At 69.7% G+C, this 16,350-nt stretch carries 11 protein-coding genes and 1 tRNA gene; 8 read left to right on the plus strand and 4 right to left on the minus strand.

Annotation, left to right across the window (positions count from 1 at the left end):
* Together ACYVK5_RS04985 and ACYVK5_RS04990 are read left to right on the plus strand one after the other, a co-directional pair.
* The gene (locus tag ACYVK5_RS04985; RefSeq protein WP_460702399.1) at nt 1-1,197 is read left to right on the plus strand and encodes a YlbL family protein; all 1,197 of its coding nucleotides are present in this window, start codon (nt 1-3) and stop codon (nt 1,195-1,197) included.
* A gap of 82 nt (nt 1,198-1,279) precedes the next feature.
* A complete protein-coding gene (locus ACYVK5_RS04990) occupies nt 1,280-4,291 on the plus strand; it encodes a UPF0182 family membrane protein (RefSeq protein WP_460702401.1) in 3,012 nt (1,003 codons plus the stop codon).
* 22 nt (nt 4,292-4,313) lie between these two features.
* Here the strand turns inward: ACYVK5_RS04990 and ACYVK5_RS04995 are convergent, their stop codons facing one another.
* Entirely contained in the window at nt 4,314-5,270 is a 957-nt protein-coding gene (locus tag ACYVK5_RS04995; RefSeq protein ID WP_460702403.1) for a nicotianamine synthase family protein, read from the minus strand.
* Between the two features lie 107 nt (nt 5,271-5,377).
* Between ACYVK5_RS04995 and ACYVK5_RS05000 the strand changes: the two genes are divergently transcribed.
* A tRNA-Met gene (locus tag ACYVK5_RS05000) sits at nt 5,378-5,454 on the plus strand.
* Nucleotides 5,455-5,589: 135 nt separating this feature from the next.
* Here the strand turns inward: ACYVK5_RS05000 and ACYVK5_RS05005 are convergent.
* From ACYVK5_RS05005 to ACYVK5_RS05015, 3 genes are all read right to left on the minus strand, one after another.
* A complete protein-coding gene (locus tag ACYVK5_RS05005) occupies nt 5,590-6,525 on the minus strand; it encodes a hypothetical protein (protein WP_460702406.1) in 936 nt (311 codons plus the stop codon).
* A 217-nt stretch (nt 6,526-6,742) separates the two neighbouring features.
* A complete protein-coding gene (locus ACYVK5_RS05010; protein ID WP_460702408.1) occupies nt 6,743-7,555 on the minus strand; it encodes a hypothetical protein in 813 nt (270 codons plus the stop codon).
* A gap of 273 nt (nt 7,556-7,828) precedes the next feature.
* Complete coding sequence (locus ACYVK5_RS05015) at nt 7,829-10,459, minus strand: right-handed parallel beta-helix repeat-containing protein (protein ID WP_460702410.1); 2,631 nt, start codon at nt 10,457-10,459, stop codon at nt 7,829-7,831.
* A 219-nt stretch (nt 10,460-10,678) separates the two neighbouring features.
* Here ACYVK5_RS05015 and ACYVK5_RS05020 point away from each other — a divergent pair, with 219 nt between their 5' ends.
* The 5 genes from ACYVK5_RS05020 (at nt 10,679) to ACYVK5_RS05040 (ending at nt 16,304) form a co-directional block, all read left to right on the plus strand.
* Complete coding sequence (locus tag ACYVK5_RS05020; protein WP_460702412.1) at nt 10,679-11,419, plus strand: FadR/GntR family transcriptional regulator; 741 nt, start codon at nt 10,679-10,681, stop codon at nt 11,417-11,419.
* A 166-nt stretch (nt 11,420-11,585) separates the two neighbouring features.
* Nucleotides 11,586-12,761, plus strand: coding sequence for a mandelate racemase/muconate lactonizing enzyme family protein (locus ACYVK5_RS05025; protein WP_460702414.1), 1,176 nt, complete (start codon nt 11,586-11,588; stop codon nt 12,759-12,761).
* A gap of 282 nt (nt 12,762-13,043) precedes the next feature.
* Entirely contained in the window at nt 13,044-14,417 is a 1,374-nt protein-coding gene (locus tag ACYVK5_RS05030; protein ID WP_460702416.1) for an ABC transporter substrate-binding protein, read from the plus strand.
* Nucleotides 14,417-15,379: a carbohydrate ABC transporter permease gene (locus ACYVK5_RS05035; protein WP_460702418.1), complete on the plus strand. Its 963-nt coding sequence runs from the start codon at nt 14,417-14,419 to the stop codon at nt 15,377-15,379. Before ACYVK5_RS05030 ends, ACYVK5_RS05035 begins: the two co-directional genes overlap by 1 nt.
* Nucleotides 15,366-16,304: a carbohydrate ABC transporter permease gene (locus ACYVK5_RS05040; RefSeq protein ID WP_460702420.1), complete on the plus strand. Its 939-nt coding sequence runs from the start codon at nt 15,366-15,368 to the stop codon at nt 16,302-16,304. Before ACYVK5_RS05035 ends, ACYVK5_RS05040 begins: the two co-directional genes overlap by 14 nt.
* The last annotated feature ends 46 nt before the right edge of the window (nt 16,305-16,350 follow it).

The raw sequence follows: 16,350 nt of genomic DNA on the forward strand, positions 1-16,350 counted from the left end.
GTGACGTCGAGCGATCTCGAGAACTCCACGCCGGGCGGGCGGTCGTCCGCGCCCGGTGCCGGCCCAGTGATCTCCCCGGGGGGCGATGCCGTGGACGGGGAGGGCGACCGGTACGCCGTCGGGCAGCTCGACGCGCCTCCGGTCACGCGCCGGACCATCACGCTGGGCATCACGTTGCTGCTGACGGCGGCCCTGGCCGCCGTCGCCCTCGTGCTGCCCGTGCCCTACGCGGTGCGTGCGCCCGGCCCCACCGAGAACACGCTGGGGGAGCAGGACGAGGCGCCGCTCATCGCGATCGACGGTGACCGGACGTACGAGTCGACGGGGGAGCTGCTGCTGACGACGGTCTCCGTCTCCGGCGGGCCGGGGTATCCGGTGAGCGCCGGCCAGGTCGTGCAGGCGTGGCTGGACCGGACACGCTCGGTGGTGCCGGTCGAGGCGATCTTCCCCGAGGAGACCAGCGCCGAGGAGCAGCAGGAGGTGAGCCAGGCGGAGATGGTCAGCTCGCAGGAGTCGGCCACCGCGGCGGCGCTCACCGAGCTCGGCGAGGACGTCCCGGCGACGCTCGAGGTCGCGGGTGCCGAGCCCGGGACCGGCGCGGACGGCGTGGTCGCCGAGGGCGACGTCGTCGTGTCCTTCCAGGGGGAGCCGGTGGAGACGTACGCGCAGCTCATCGACGGCCTCGCGGAGACCGAGCCGGGGGCCGACGTCGTCCTCGGCGTGCGGCGCGACGGCGGCGTACGCGACCTCACCATCACGACGGGCGGCGTCGAGGGGGAGACGCGCGCCGTGATGGGGGTGTACATCGACCCGCGGTACGACTTCCCGGTCGACGTGTCGATCCAGATCGAGGACATCGGCGGCCCGAGCGCCGGGATGATGTTCGCTCTCGGCATCATCGACAAGCTCACCCCCGAGGACGAGGCCAACGGCGAGATCATCGCGGGCACGGGAACGGTGAGCCCGGAGGGGATCGTCGGCCCCATCGGTGGCATCGAGCAGAAGCTGTACGGAGCGCGGCGCGACGGCGCCACCTGGTTCCTCGCACCCGCGGCGAACTGCGCCGACGTGGTGGGCAACGAGCCCGACGGGCTCCGCGTGGTCCGGGTCGAGACGCTGCACGACGCGCGCGAGGCGATGGAGGCGATCGGAGCCGGTGACGGGGCCGGTCTCGCCACCTGCCCGGCGTCGTCGTAGATGTGGGAACCTTGTGATCGTCCTGCCCGTTTCCCCTGGGTAGGCACTGACAGTCCGACGAGAGCAGTGAGGTAACAACGCCGTGTCCTTCGCCGTACCGCGTCCCCGGCAGGGTGGCGCTCCCCCCGCTCGCCGACGGAGTCCGCTCGGGGCGGCGATCGTCGCGGTCGCTGTCGTCGTGGTCGCACTCCTGCTGCTGGCTCAGTTCTGGACCGAGATCCTCTGGTTCGATCAGATCGGGTTCTCCCGGGTGATCTGGACCGAGTGGATCACCCGAGGCCTGCTGTTCGTGACGGGCTTCCTCGTGATGGGTGGCGCGGTGTTCGCGTCGTTCGCCGTCGCGTACAGGTCGCGCCCCATGTATGTCCCCAGCGCCGAGCAGGCCACGCTGGAGCAGTACCGCGAGGCGATCGAGCCGCTGCGCCGGGTCGTGACGTTCGCCGCCCCCGTGCTCGTCGGGTTCTTCGCCGGCATCGCGGCGTCCGCCCAGTGGCAGAGGGTGCTGCTGGCCATGAACTCCGAGACGTTCGGCGAGACCGACCCGCAGTTCGGGCTGGATCTCTCCTTCTACGTGTTCCTGCTCCCGGCGCTGCGCAGCATCATCGGCTTCCTCATGGCCGTGGTGATCATCGCCAGCATCGCCGGCGTCGTGACCCACTACCTGTACGGCGGGCTGCGGATCGGGCCGGCGCAGGGCAACCTCCCGCGCACCACGAACGCCGCGCGCATCCACATCGCCGTCGTCGGCACCGTGCTCATGCTGCTGTTCGCGGCGAACTACTGGCTCGACCGCTACTCGATCCTGAACAGCACCGGCGCCCGGTTCGACGGCGCGTCCTACGCCGACGTGCACTCGGTGATCCCCGCCAAGGGGATTCTCGCGGTCGTGGCCCTGCTGGTCGCCGTCCTGTTCCTGGCGGCCGCGTTCCGCGGCAACTGGCAGCTGCCGGCGATCGGCGTCGGGCTCATGGTGGTGTCCGCGATCGTGATCGGCGGGATCTACCCGGCCGTCGTGCAGCGGTTCCAGGTCACCCCGAACGCGCAGGAGCTGGAGCAGCCGTTCATCCAGCGCAACATCGACGCGACACTCACCGCCTTCGACATCGAGGACGTCGAGACCCAGAACTACAACGCGACGACCGAGGCCGAGGCGGGCGCCCTGCGCGCCGACGCCAACACGACGGCGTCGATCCGCCTGCTCGACCCCGAGATCGTGTCGCCGTCGTTCCGGCAGCTGCAGCAGAACAAGCAGTACTACAACTTCAGCGACTCGCTCTCCGTGGACCGGTACGAGATCGACGGGGAGAGCCGGGACACCGTCATCGCCGTGCGCGAGCTCAACCAGGACGGCCTGGGCGCCGACCAGCGCAACTGGGTGAACGACCACACCGTGTACACGCACGGCTACGGCGTGGTGGCCGCCTACGGCAACCAGCTCGGCGCGGGCGGTCAGCCGGCCTTCTTCGAGGGCGGGATCCCGTCGGAGGGCGCGATCACCGACCTCGAGGGCGACTACGAGCCGCGCATCTACTTCTCCCCGAACACCGAGACCTATTCGGTGGTGGGCAAGCCGGACGACGAGCGCGAGCCCTGGGAGCTCGACTTCCCGGCCGACGACGCCGACGGTGGCGACCAGGTCAAGACGACGTTCGAGGGCGACGGCGGGCCGAGCATCGGATCGTTCGGCAGCAAACTGCTCTACGCGCTGAAGTTCGGGGAGGAACAGCTGCTGCTCTCGGACCGCGTGACCGAGGAGTCGCAGGTCCTGTACGACCGTGACCCGCAGCAGCGCGTGGCCAAGGTCGCTCCGTGGCTGACGCTCGACAACCGGGTGTACCCGGCGGTCGTCGACGGCCGCGTGAAGTGGATCGTTGACGCCTACACGACGACGAACCAGTACCCGTACTCGGCCTTCACCCAGATGCAGGAGGTCACCACGGACACGCTCACCCTGCAGCAGGAGGGGGCGCCCGTGAACCTGCCGGCCGAGGTGAACTACATCCGCAACTCGGTCAAGGCCACGGTCGACGCCCACGACGGCTCCGTGGACCTGTACGCCTGGGAACCGGAGGACCCGGTGCTCAAGGCATGGGAGAAGGTGTTCCCCGGCTCGGTGCAGCCCCTCGACGAGATGTCCGGCGAGCTCATGAGCCACATGCGCTACCCGGAGGACATGTTCAAGGTGCAGCGGAGCCTGCTCACCGAGTACCACGTCACAGACGCGAGCGACTTCTTCTCGGGGAACGACTTCTGGAACAACCCGGAGGACCCGACGTCGGACGCGACGGTGAGCCCCCTGCAGCCGCCGTACTACCTCACGCTGCAGATGCCGGGGCAGGAGGAGCCGGCGTTCTCACTCACCTCGACGTTCATCCCGGGCGGTACCACCCCCCGCCAGGTGCTGACCGGCTTCCTGGCGGCGGACGCCGACGCGGGGTCGACGGCGGGGCAGAAGGACGAGGACTACGGCACGCTGCGACTGCTCGAGCTGCCACGCGACACCACCGTGCCGGGCCCCGGCCAGGTGCAGAACATCTTCAACTCCGACCCGGTGGCCGGCGAGCAGCTACGCATCCTGGAACAGGGACGCTCGAACGTGCTGCTCGGCAACCAGCTCACCCTGCCGGTCGGTGGCGGTCTCGTGTACGTGCAGCCGGTGTACATCCAGTCGGCCGCGGGCACGAGCATCCCGCTGCTGCACAAGGTGATGGTGGCCTTCGGCGACGAGGTCGGCTACGCCGACACCCTCACCGAGGCGCTCGACCAGGTGTTCGGTGGTGACGCCGGGGCCGAGGGCGGTGACGCCGAGGGAGCCGCGGAGAGTGAGGCGCCGGACGCTCCGGTCGAGGGCGAGGAGCCCGTCGATCCCGAGGCCGAGGACCCGGCCACCGACGACCCGGCCACCGAGGAGCCTGTCGAGGAGCCCGCCGAGCCCAGCGGCGACCTCGCGGAAGCCCTGCAGCGCGCCTCCGACGCCATGGAGGATGCCCGGCAGGCGCAGCAGGACGGCGACTGGACGGCCTACGGCGAGGCCCAGGACGAGCTCCAGCAGGCCATCGAGGACGCGCTCGCGGCGGAGGAAGCGGCCGAGTAGGGCCACCGGCCGGCGTGATCCCTCACACCCGGCGGGCGACGATCATCGAGTTGATGACGTCGCCCGCCGGGTGTTTCACGTCCAGGACGTCGAACCCCGTCATCGTGGCCGGGTCGATCTCCGGGTACAGCAGCGTGCGCAGCCCGTGTGCGCTGCGGGCGAGCAGCAGCGCGCCCGGTCGCATCCGGCCGGCGAGCGAGCGCAGCATCGCGGCCTTGGCCGCCGTCGTCGTCCCGACGAGCGCCGCCAGGACGACGACGTCGTGCTCGTGCAGGGAGACGCTGGCGGCGTCGTCGTGCACGACGACGGTGCCGGGGTCGCGCGTCGCCTCGAGGAACCTGCGTGCGGCGACGACAGCGGCGGGATCGCGGTCGACGGCGACGGCCCGGGCGCCGAGGCCCTGGGCGTACCCGGTCGCGGTGAGCGGCAGAGGACCACAACCGAGGACGACGAGGGAGCGCGGCGCCCGCTCGCCCAGATGGCGGCGGAGCAGGCGCAGTTCCATGGCGACGAGGTCGCGGTAGTTGTCCCGGTAGGGGAAGCGGCCGAGCTCGCCGACCGGGTCGGCCGCGCCGGCGACACGTTCCGACCAGTGCGCCTCCAGCTCGCACTCGCCACGTGCGCTCAGGTCCCGGAGCCGGGCGGCGCGCGCGGAAACCTCGGGGTGGGAGCCGACCTGGTGCGCGACCGTCCCGAGCGTCGTGGTCACGGTCCGGACCACGGCGGAGAACAGACGGTTCACGTCGGGCCCGGGCGTGAGCGACTCGAGGGCGGCGAGTTCGTCGGCGAGGCGGGCGAGCCGCCTGGCGACGGAGTCGGCGTCCGCGGCATCGGGGCCAGCGGCGGCGTCGGGGCCAGCGGCGGCGTCGGGGCCAGCGGCGGCGTCGGTGGCGTCGGTGGCGTCGGTGGCGTCGGTGGCGCCGGTGGCGCCGACGGTCGGGAGGTAGACCAGGTCACGGCTGTCGTCCCAGGTGGGCATGGGCAGGAGCCTGACACGTCGGAACGGTTCGATCACTGTGACCTGCGTCTCCACGACCGGATCAGGTTGCACTCGGGTCTACGGTCGCGTAATGTTGGCATCACCGACGCGGGGTGGAGCAGCTCGGTAGCTCGCTGGGCTCATAACCCAGAGGTCGGAGGTTCAAATCCTCCCCCCGCTACCAGAGAAGATCCCCATCAGCAGAAATGTTGATGGGGATCTTCGTTTTTTGCGTGGGCGCGTGTTCCCTTCGGGTTGGCGGCAGCAAGTGTGACGACCGCCGGCGTGCCCGGTAGGAGCATTCGGCGTCGTCCCGGGGTCAGTGGTTCCAGACCTTGACGTGTTCCTTGAGGATCAGAGGCGCTCCCTCGGGGCCCTTGATGTGAGGCGCGATCCAGGTCAGGCGCCGTTCCTTGCGGTCCTTGCCGACCGGCTGGCGTCGCCAGTGTCCGCCCACGACCCATTGGTGGGTCCAGTGGCGGGACGGGGCTCCGGCGTCGTCGTCCTGGCGGGACGGGGAGGCGGGGCGGCGCAGGGACACGACGGTGACCTGCTGTGGCTCCCTGCGGCGCGGCGTGCCGTGGCCGACGGTGTGGGCGGTCTCCTGGCGGCGCTCTCCCAGGCCGGGCTGGAGGGCCAGGGCGTGGGTGGCGCGCAGCAGCATGTCGAGCTGCAGGGCCTTGTCTTCCTCGGAGGCCACCTCGGGATCGATCTCGACGAGCTTTCTGCGCGGGTTCGGGGACACCCGCACCGCGCGAGCGTCGTCGGTCAGCATGGCCATCTGAACGATCGTGTCGGTGGTGCGCCACACCATTGCTGCCACGGGTAGTTGCGGAGGTACGAGCGTGCCGAACGCGGAGGCGGTCTGGTGCTCGGCCGGGGCGTTGCGCCAGGGGAGCGTCAGGCCTGTCGAGCCGGCCCAGTAGATCAACCCGGAGGGGTCGGCGTGCTCGTCCAGCTGGGTGGCCTCTTCGTCCGGCACGGTCCGTGCGGCTGTGGCGGCGACCTCGGTCATCGGCTCCGCCACCCACCACAGCGCGCCGTCCTCCAGGGCCGCCCGCCACGTGATGGCCTCGGCCCGGATCTCGCGCAACTGCCTGGGGGGCATCACAGACTCGCCGGTGTCCTCGGCCTCGGCGATGAGCCTGTCCAGCCGCGCGATCTTCTTGCCGAACGCCTCGACCAGTTCGGCGCGCACCTCGGGCAGATCCTGCGGCCCGATCCGGCTGCTCCGGCCGACGCGTGAGCGGGCCATCAGCCCTGCTCCTGACATCCGGCGCCGTGTCGGACGAGCAAGCACGTGCTCGGGTTCAGCTCCTTGCGCCGGTTTCCTTGCGTTCCTGTGTGCATGCCGGCCGCCTGCCCTTCATACTCCCTGGCCCTGACAGTCATGTTCCGGTCGCGCCCGAAACGCCAATATAGACCGAAAGGCGCCTGCGAGACAGGGATCACGATCGCACCAGCGGGGACGATCAGCGGAACCAGGATGCGAGGACGGTGGGCCGAGTCTTGCCGTTGGCCAGCGGGTTGGCCTTGTAGCGCACCACCACTCGTTCTCCGCGGTGGCCAGAGGTGCGTTCGTTGCGTCTGCCCGATGACGGGTCGCCCACCACCTCGGTGTCGATGAACCAGCCCGTGTCCCATGAGGCCTGCAGCGGCAGATGTCCGCCCAGTTCGTTGATCAGGGGCCGGATCGGCCAGATGGTGTTGCGCGACTCGAGTCCGGTGTCGGCCAGGCGGGTCCAGACCGGCGGACGACGCGTGTCAACGGGCTCCTTCCCAGCCAGGACCAGGCCGGCCTGAAGGCACAGGTACAAGCTCAGCGGCGGGTCCATGCGCGCGGGCGCGCCATCGCCCACCAGCGACCGCAGCATCGCCATGACAGGTGCCGGGCCCTTGCCCACGCTCCGTGCGCTCACCACGGCGACGTTCCACAGTGCCGGGACCGGCACGAAGTGCTCGTCGTCGCACCACCAGGCGATGTCACGCATCGAGGAGACGCCAAAGCGTCCGGCGAGCGGCCCGCTCTCGTAGGCCCGGCTCAGCATCGCGCCGAGGGCGGCGTGACCGATGGCTGGGAAGAACACGAGCCGCGGCTCGAGCTTCTCCCGGCGCATCAGGTCGAATGCGGGCAGGACCTTGCGCAGCGGGTGGTCGAACGATTCCAGCGGTGGCAGCGGGGCCGGGCCGTCGGGCCGTTGGTCGACCAGCGCCGCGAGACTGCGTGCCATGGCATGGGCGGCACCGGGTTCCATCGTCGAGGTGTGCAGTACCGAATGGGCCATGCGAGCCTCCTGGCATCGGCGTTACGGGAAGGATAGGGCCGGCCTGCCGCCGTGCACGAGGATGAAAACGCTGGCCGGAGCAGTTGCGGCCGTTCGGACGTCCAGGCTCGCCGGCCTTTCGGCGGCTGGCCGGATCGCGACTGCTCAAGGCCGTACCCGGAGCTGGCGGGGATGACTACTTCCGCTAGTCCCTTTGGGTGGTCTCCGGTCGACGAGGCCCCCACCAGCAAAAACGTCGGTGAGGGCCTCATCTTTCTCCGTGGCAACGCCGCCCTACGGCCGCCCCACCCCGCCAAGCCCCGCCACATCGAACCCGCTGAACACATTCACCGCCGCCGTAGACGCATCGTGCGACGTAGTGAACACACCCCCGTCCTGCACCCCGGCCGCGCCCGGAAGCGTCACCGCGGATCCGATCGGCCGGTAGTTGACGCCGTCGTAGGAGTAGGACGCCGACACCTGGTCGCCCGCACGGTCGAGCCTGACCCAGACGGCGCGGTGCGTGTCGATGCTCGCCTGTGCGGAGCTGTCCAGGTAGCCGTCGCCGTCCGAGTCCCACTGGAAGGCGACGCCGTTGCCCGGCGTCACCGCTGCGATCGCGTACCCGGCGGACGCTCCGGGTCCGGTGATGTCGTTGCGGACCATGACGCCGCTCTTGGCCCAGGCGTGGGTGTCGTTGAGCGTGTCCACGCGGACGGACACGCTCGACCCGGACGAGAAGGATCCGGCCCGGTAGATCGCACCGTACTCGTCGTCGCGCTGCCCGCCCGCGCCCCACACGTCCGCGCCCGCGGCCGCGATGCCGAAGGCGGTTCCCTGCTGCCCGAAGTAGCTCTGGTCCACCGAGATCGCCGTCGTCCCGTACGAGTCGTCGACCGTCGCGTCCACGGGACACTGCGCGAGGCCGAACAGGTTGGCGTTCAGCGCCGTGCGGTACTCGGGCGCGACGCCGGCGTCGCACATGACCTCGAGCGCCTCGTCCGGCCAGTTCGTGCCCGAGACCGAGACGTTGTCGATGAGCTGGTTGTTCCGCTCCTCCGCGTTCGGGATCTGGGCCCCGCCGGAGTTGTACCAGTTCTCGCGGATCATGTTGTCGGCGGTGTTGTTGCCGTCGCTGTAGGCGTTGGTGAAGATCCACGGGTTGGTGCCCTGGAGCACGTTGTGCCGGTAGGTCGTGTACCGCGTGCCCTCGTCGAGGTACAGGCCGACGCCGGAGTTGTTGAACAGGTAGTTGCGCTCGACCACGGTGCCGGGGCTGGCCGCGAGGTTGTACAGCGTTCCGCCGTCCGCGAACCTCGCCTTGGTGTGGTGCACGAGGTTGCCCGCGACGAGGTTGTCCTTGAGCGTCGTCGGGGTCGAGTACAGGGTGTTCCAGTTGTAGTAGCCGCGGCGGACGTATTCCGCCGAGCCGCCGGCGTCGTTGGCGCCCCAGCCGTAGCCGGTGTCGATGCCGTCGTACGCGACGTTGGCGACCTCGTTGTGCACGATCCGGACGTTCGTCGCGTACGTGCTGAGGATGCCCGAGTTGTCCTTGTACTCGACCGCGACCCGGTTGATCGTGTTGTTCTCGATGTGGATGTCCCGGTTGATCATCCGCGGATCGCTCGGGTGGTGCGCGTCCGGGCGCACACCGCCGACCGCGATCCCGTGGCCACCGACCTCGGTGAAGATGTTCCCGAGCACGTCGATCCCGCTGGTGCCCAGGCCGACGCCCGAGAGGTGCGCGTTGGCGTCGTTGCCGATGCCGAGGGCGGTCTGCCCGAGGTTCGTGAAGCGGTTGTTCGTCAGGGTGATGTTGCGGGCCGCGGAGATCTGCACCGCCGCCGGCTCCTGGTACCAGGTGTTGCCCCGGGCACGTTCGAACATCTCGCATCCGCGCGAGCAGCTGCTGAAGGCGTCGTCGGGACGGTAGTCGTAGTAGTCCTTGATGAACGCGCCGTTCTGCTGGTTCGCGTAGCCGTGCGTGGACGGGCCCAGCCACGAGGTTCCGGTGAACTCGATGCCGTCGAACGTGAGGCCCGTCACCGGCTGGTCGTAGGTGCCGCTGATGCTGATGAGCGACTCCACCTGCGGGAGCTCGACGTCCAGCTCGTTCGGGTCGACGCCGTCACCGGGCTTGTAGTACAGCTTGCCGCCGGCCGGGTCGAGGTACCACTCGCCGACCTCGTCGAGGAACGCCAGCGAGTTCTCCAGGTACCACGTGGGGGCGGCCAGGAACGAGTGCTGGACGGTGTCCCAGCCCCAGGTGTTGTTGTCCCAGGCGGGCTGCGCCATGGTGATCGTGGAGCCGTCGATCGACTCGACGGGGGAGTATCGATCGCTGAAGTCGCCGAGCGACTGGAACTCGATCCGTCCCTGGTCCGGCAGGCCGCCGAGGTAGCCGAGGTTCGGATTGTTGATCGTCAGCCCGGTCGGGGTGGGCGTGACGTCGGAGTTGGCCAGCTGAAGGGAAGCGCGCTGCGCGATGATCCCGTTCACGTAGAGCTGGCGGCTGTCGACCCCTTGGGGAGTGTCCGCGACGTAGATGCCGGCCTGCTCGTCGTGGACCGACCAGCCGGAGATCTCGGCGGAGCCGGAGATCACGGGCTGGGCGCCGGGCGCGGCCACCCACTTCACGGTGCGCCCCTCCCGGCCACTGTCCTGCGGGCCGAACTCGAGCGGCTTGGAGATCCGGTGGGTGCCGTCCTCGAGCAGGACGGTGACGTCCCTGCCCTTGCGGGCCTCGTGCCGGGCCACCTGCTGGATGTGCTCGAGCGAGCAGGGGTGCGTCACCTGGCACCGGCCGATCTCCCGGCCGTCGGCTGCGGCGAAGTACGTGCGGTCGTGGCTCTCCGACGCGGCCTGCGCCGCAGGAACGGAAGCCGGCGTCGAGACGATCACTGCTGCGATGCTCAGGGCAGCCATAGCGCCGGCTCTCCTCGATCGATTCCGGGACCTGGGAACTCGTGCTCGTGACTTCGGTGTCATCGTGCCATCGCTTTCTTCAGAGGCGATCGGGCGACCTTGCCCGCCCCGCGAGCGTAGTCATACATATGATGTATGCGCAATGCCCAACAGGGTGCGAGAGATACGATGGGCACCCGTGCGGCCCCTCGAGATCCCGCGTCGGAGGAGGAGAGACACGTGGTCCAGCAGGTACCGACGAGCACGCCGACCAGCACTCAGGTGACCCGCAACAGGCCGGCGCTCGCCGAGGCGGTCATCCGGGAGCTGGTGCAGGACGTCGTGACGGAGAAGTACGCGCCCGGTACCGCACTGCCCACCACCGCAGCGCTGTGCGAGACGTTCACGGTGAGTCGCACCGTGATCCGCGAGGCGCTCACGGCGCTGGCGGAGAAAGGGCTGGTCGCCGCCCGTCAGGGATGGGGCACCGTGGTGCTCGACCGGGAGTCCTGGCGGCTGCTCGACCCCATGGTCCTGGAGGCGATCTTCCGGCGCGAGGACAGCCTGCTCTTCATGGACCAGCTCATCGGTATCCGGACGGTGCTGGAGGGGCTGATGGCCTCGTCGGCGGCCCGGCAGATCACGGACGAGGCCCGCGCGGCACTGTCTCACCAGTTCGACGTCCTCGAGGCCGCGCTCGACGACCCCGACAGGTATGCCGAGGAGGACATCGCCTTCCACTCCCTCGTGCACCGCATCTCGGGCAACGAGTTCGCGCGGGCGATCATCTCCAGCATCCAGGGCAAGGCCCGTCTCGTGGCCGAGTACACCGGCGCGCCGCCGAAGGGGCACAACGAGCTGACGCACGAGGAGCACCGCCACATCTTCGAGGCCGTGATGGGCGGGGACACGGAGGCGTCCGCGGACCTGATGCGCGCGCACATCTCGCGGAGCTGGGCGCGCCGCCGCCCCAAGGCTTAGATATCATTCGTATGATAAGTTACCACCAGTGCCGGTGGTGTTGGTGTCACGGCGATCCGACCTGTGGACCGACTGCCCACGAAGCGTGCTGAAGAGCGGGCTCGGTGAGCCCGCCCCGTGGTCCCCGGGCCGGCGGGTCGGTCTCAGGTCAACGAGGGAGTCGTCAATGAAGATCACGGGGTATCGGAGCCTGCTCACCGTGCATCGGTGGGGCCGGCCCGTCGGGGACGTCAACGGCGTGGTGCGGAGCGGCGTGACCGAGGTTCCGGTCGTCCTGGTCGAGACCGACGGCGGGCTGACAGGCGTCGGCCTCGGTGCGCACGATGCGATCGAGCGAGTCTTCCCGGCGATCGAGGGGGAGGATCCCCGTGCCGTCTCGGCGCTGTACGACCGGATGCTCTCCTGGGTCTTCAAGGCTGGTCACACCGGGTCGACCTTCGCCACGATCGGGGCGCTGGACATGGCGCTGTGGGACCTCAAGGCGAAGATGGCGGGGGAGCCGCTGTGGCGCCTGCTGGGGGCGAGGGACCGATTCGTGGCGGGGTACGCGTCGGGCCTCGAGTACGGCCTGGACGAGGGCGACCTCGTCGAGCTGTACTCGCGGTTCGCCGAGCGCGGGTTCACCGGCGCCAAGCTCAAGGGAGGTCTCGACCTGCGCCGTGACGTGGCGCGTCTCCGGGCGGTGCGTGAGGTGATGAGCCGCAACAGCGACGACCCGGCGCTGATGTACGACGTCAACGAGAGCTGGGGCAGGCACCAGGCGCGGCGACTGCTGGCACAGGTCGAGGCGCAGGTCGATCTCACCTGGGTCGAGGAGCCGGTGCGCCGCTGGGACGTCGAGGGACATCTCGCCGTAGCGAGATCGACCTCGACCGCGCTCGCCACCGGCGAGAACCTCACCGGACTCGAGCAGTTCCGGCCGCTCGTCCAGGCCGGTGCGGTCGACGTGGTGCAGACCGGGAGCGTCTGGGGCCCGACGCACTTCCTGCGGGTGGCCGCCTTCGCCCACGCGCACGACCTGCCGGTCAGCCCGGTTGCCTACAACTGCAATCCCCTGGTGCACGCGGCGGCGGCGGTGCCCAACCACCTGGTGAGCGAGGTGCAGGACCTGTCGTTCCCCGTCGGCCTGGCCGTGGACCAGTCCTTCGAGGACGGCGGGATCGTCCTGGGGGACCAGCCGGGCCTCGGCATCGTCGTGGACGAGGCGGAGATCGCGGCGGACACCGCCACCGGGTCGTGGGCGACGCCCTCCGGTCCGCACGTCCGTCCGCGCGAGGCCGGGCTGCGGCTGGCGATGCGGCGTGACCCGGCCGCCCCGCTCAGGGTGGCGTCGGTGGGCTGACGCTCCTCTCCCGTGCGCACCGCGGGGGCCACCCGGCCGTGTCGGGTGGCCCCCGCGGCGCGTATCCGCGGCGCCGTCGGGTCAGCGCGCCGGCCGGCCGCCGTCGACGGCCGGCGCGTGCCTGTCGCCGACGACGGCGCCCGCCGAGGACCGACCGGCACTCGCGCAGGTGATAACCCATGACACTTGGCATACATATGATATCTGGTAGGGTTGCCGCGAGGCACAGGGGCACGGTCCTGCCTCCAGTCACGCACTGTTGCTGATGAGATAGGAACAACGATGTCCTTGCGTACTCGTTCAGCCGGCCGCACCCGATACGGGCGGCTCACTCTTGCGGCGGCCTTCGTCGCCCCCGCGCTGGCGCTCACCGCGTGCGGCGGCGGTGGCGGTGGATCCGGTTCGGGCGCCGACTCGCCCTACGGTTTCGATGCCGAGGAGCAGGATGCCGACAGCCCGATCACGGTGTGGGTCGACGCGTCGCGCGAGCCCGCCGTCGAGGCGTTCATCGAGGCCCACCCGGATGTCCCGGTCGACGTCGAGACCTACGACGGCGGCGCCAACGGCTCGGGCAGTTTCCAGACCAAGATCACCGCGTTCGACCAGGCCGGATCCGGCTGGCCCGACGTCGTCTTCTCCACGCAGAACAACGACGCCGCGTGGGCGGCCGTCGGCCAGACACCGTTCGCCGCGCCGCTCGACCAGGGGTACTTCGACCAGGAGTTCCTGGACGGATTCACCCCCGGCGCCCTGAACCCCACGACCGTCGACGGCACCGTGTACGGGCTGCGCAACGACCTCGCGGCCGCCGTGACCTGGTACGACCAGAGCCTGTTCGACGAGTTCGGGTACGAGGTCCCCACGACGTGGGAGGAGTACGAGGCGCTCGGGGAGCTGGTCGCCGAGGAGCACCCCGGCTACATCGTGGGGTCCGCCGGTGACGCCTGGACGCCCGAGGTGTACTTCTGGGGAGCGAAGGCGCCGATCAACACCATCACCGGTACGGACTCCTTCAGCGCGGACATGTCTGACCCCGGCACCGTGAGGATGGCCGAGATCCTCGACAACCTGATCGACTCGGGATCGGTGGTGCAGGACAGCGTCTTCGACGCCGGGTTCGTGCAGAAGTACACGGGGAAGGTGCTCATGCTGCCCGGCCCGGTCTGGTTCAGCGGCGCCCTCTTCCAGAACGAGGACTCGCTCGACGCGCCCGAGGGCACGATCGCCGCGGGCCTGCCCCTGGCCTGGGACGGCGAGGAAGCCGTCACCGGGAACGTCGGTGGCGGAACCTGGTTCGTCTCCCGGCACTCCACGAACCTCGAGGCGGCCAAGACCTTCCTCGAGTTCGTGACCAGCGCCGACGAGTACCAGGTGGACCTCGCGCCCGGCCTCCCCGCGTACGCGTCCGCGGCCGGCGAGTGGCTCGCGAACCAGGCAGGGTCCGGCTACTTCGCGGGGGACTTCGCCGGGAACGTCACCACGGCGTCCGGCCAGGTCTGGGACGGGTGGGGCTATCCGCGCTTCAGCCAGGAAGCCGTTTTCGCCAAGACCGTCACCCCCGAGCTCGCCGCGGGCAAGAACCTCGTCGACCTGCTGCCCGACTGGCAGACCGCCCTGGAGAACGAGGCCCAGGTGAACGGCTACACGGTCGAGTGATGACCACGGCACAGCAGTCGGGCGTCGCTGCCGCGCCGGGAGTTGCGGGAGCGGCGCCGTCGTCGGCACCCGATTCCCGCACCTCCCGGCGCGGGACCCTGGCCCGGAGCCGCAGCCGGATGTCCTACCTCTTCGTCTCCGGCTACGCGGTCCTCCTGCTCGTGTTCGGACTGGCGCCGACGCTCTACGCGGCGTACCTGTCGCTGACGAAGGAAGGCCGGTTCGTCGGCGTCGACAACTTCGCACACGTGATCCAGGACTTCCGGTTCTGGCCGGCCGTGCTCCACGTGGCGCTCTTCGTCCTGTTCTGGCTGGTCGGGCTGCTCCTCTTCGTCGTCGTGCTGTCCCTGATCGTCCACGGGCTCGCCGGCCGCGGGCTGAGCACCGGGCTGCGGTTCGTCTACTACATCCCGGGCGCGCTGGCGGGTGCGTCGAGCGTGATGCTCTGGCTGTTCGTCCTCGACCCCACCGTGAGCCCCGTCTCCTGGGTGCTGCACGGGTTCGGGATGGAGACCTTCGTGCAGACGGTCTCGCCCGGGAACCTCCCGGTGATCTTCGCGATCATCGCGTTCTGGACCGGCGCCGGCGGCTGGATCGTCGTGCTGTACGGGGCGCTCAACAACATCCCCGGTGAGGTCATGGAAGCGGCGCGGATCGACGGCGCGGGCAGGCTGCGGACGGCGATGAGCATCCAGCTGCCGATGATGCGCAAGTGGATCTCGTACATGGCCGTCATGTCGCTCGCCGCCGGTACGCAGCTGTTCGTCGAGCCGCGCATCCTGTCCCAGGCCAGCAAGGGTGTGGTGCCCGTCGACCACTCGCTCAACCAGCTGGCCTACCTCTACGCGTTCAAGCAGACCGACCACAACGGGTCGGCCGCGATCGCGATCCTCCTGCTCGTGGTCTCACTCGGCCTGAGCATGTTCTTCGTCATCAAGGGAGGACTCTTTGAGCGCGACTGACCCGGGATCCGCGGCGCTGGCCGCGCCCCGCTCCGGCGGCCCGCGCCGGGCCGGGAGCAACCCCGCCACCTGGTTGGGACGCGCCTTCGTCGCGGTCGTGCTCTCGTTCTTCGCCCTGTTCTTCGCCGTGCCGATCCTCTGGCTCCTGAACGCGACCGCGAAGTCGCCGCGCGATCTCCTCACCACCGCGCCGTTCGCCCCCGGTACCCCCGGCGACCTGGCGTCGAACTGGGACGCCCTCGTGAGCTTCCAGGACGGCATCGTGTTCCAGTGGCTCGGCAACGCGGGGTTGTACTCCGGCGTCGCGCTGGTCCTGACACTCCTGACGAGCATCCCGGCCGGCTACGCGATGGCGCTCGGCACGTTCCGGGGCCGCAAGGCACTCCTGACGACCACCCTCGTCGTCATGCTCATCCCGAACACCGCGCTCGTGCTGCCGATCTTCCTGGAGCTCTCGGCGCTGCAGCTGGTGGGCACGGCGGCCTCCGTGATTCTGCCGTTCTCGTTCTTCCCGTTCGGCGTCTACCTGACCTACATCTACTTCTCGTCGAGCATGCCGGCCGACCTCCTGGCCGCCGCTCGTATCGACGGCTGCGGTGAAATGGCGGTGTTCACCCGGATCGCGCTCCCTCTCGCCAAGCCGGTGGTGGCGCTCGTCGGATTCTTCAGCTTCGTGGCGAACTGGAACAACTACTTCCTCCCGTTCCTGGTGGTGCCCGGACCGAAGGCGCCCATCCAGGTAGGGCTGGCCGAGATGCTCGCGAACGTCCCGCAGTTCAACCCCACGGCCGCCGGCGTGACGACGATCGAGCTGCCCGCGCTGGCGCTGGCCACGCTGTTGTCGGTAGCCCCGGTGCTGCTGATCTTCCTTTTCTCGCAACGATTCCTGGTGGCCGGCATGACCGCCGGCGGAACGAAAGGGTAATAACGTCGACGACGTCGGGAATCTCGGCGTTATCGCCACTGTCGCT

The sequence above is a fragment of the Myceligenerans halotolerans genome (genome assembly GCF_054782975.1).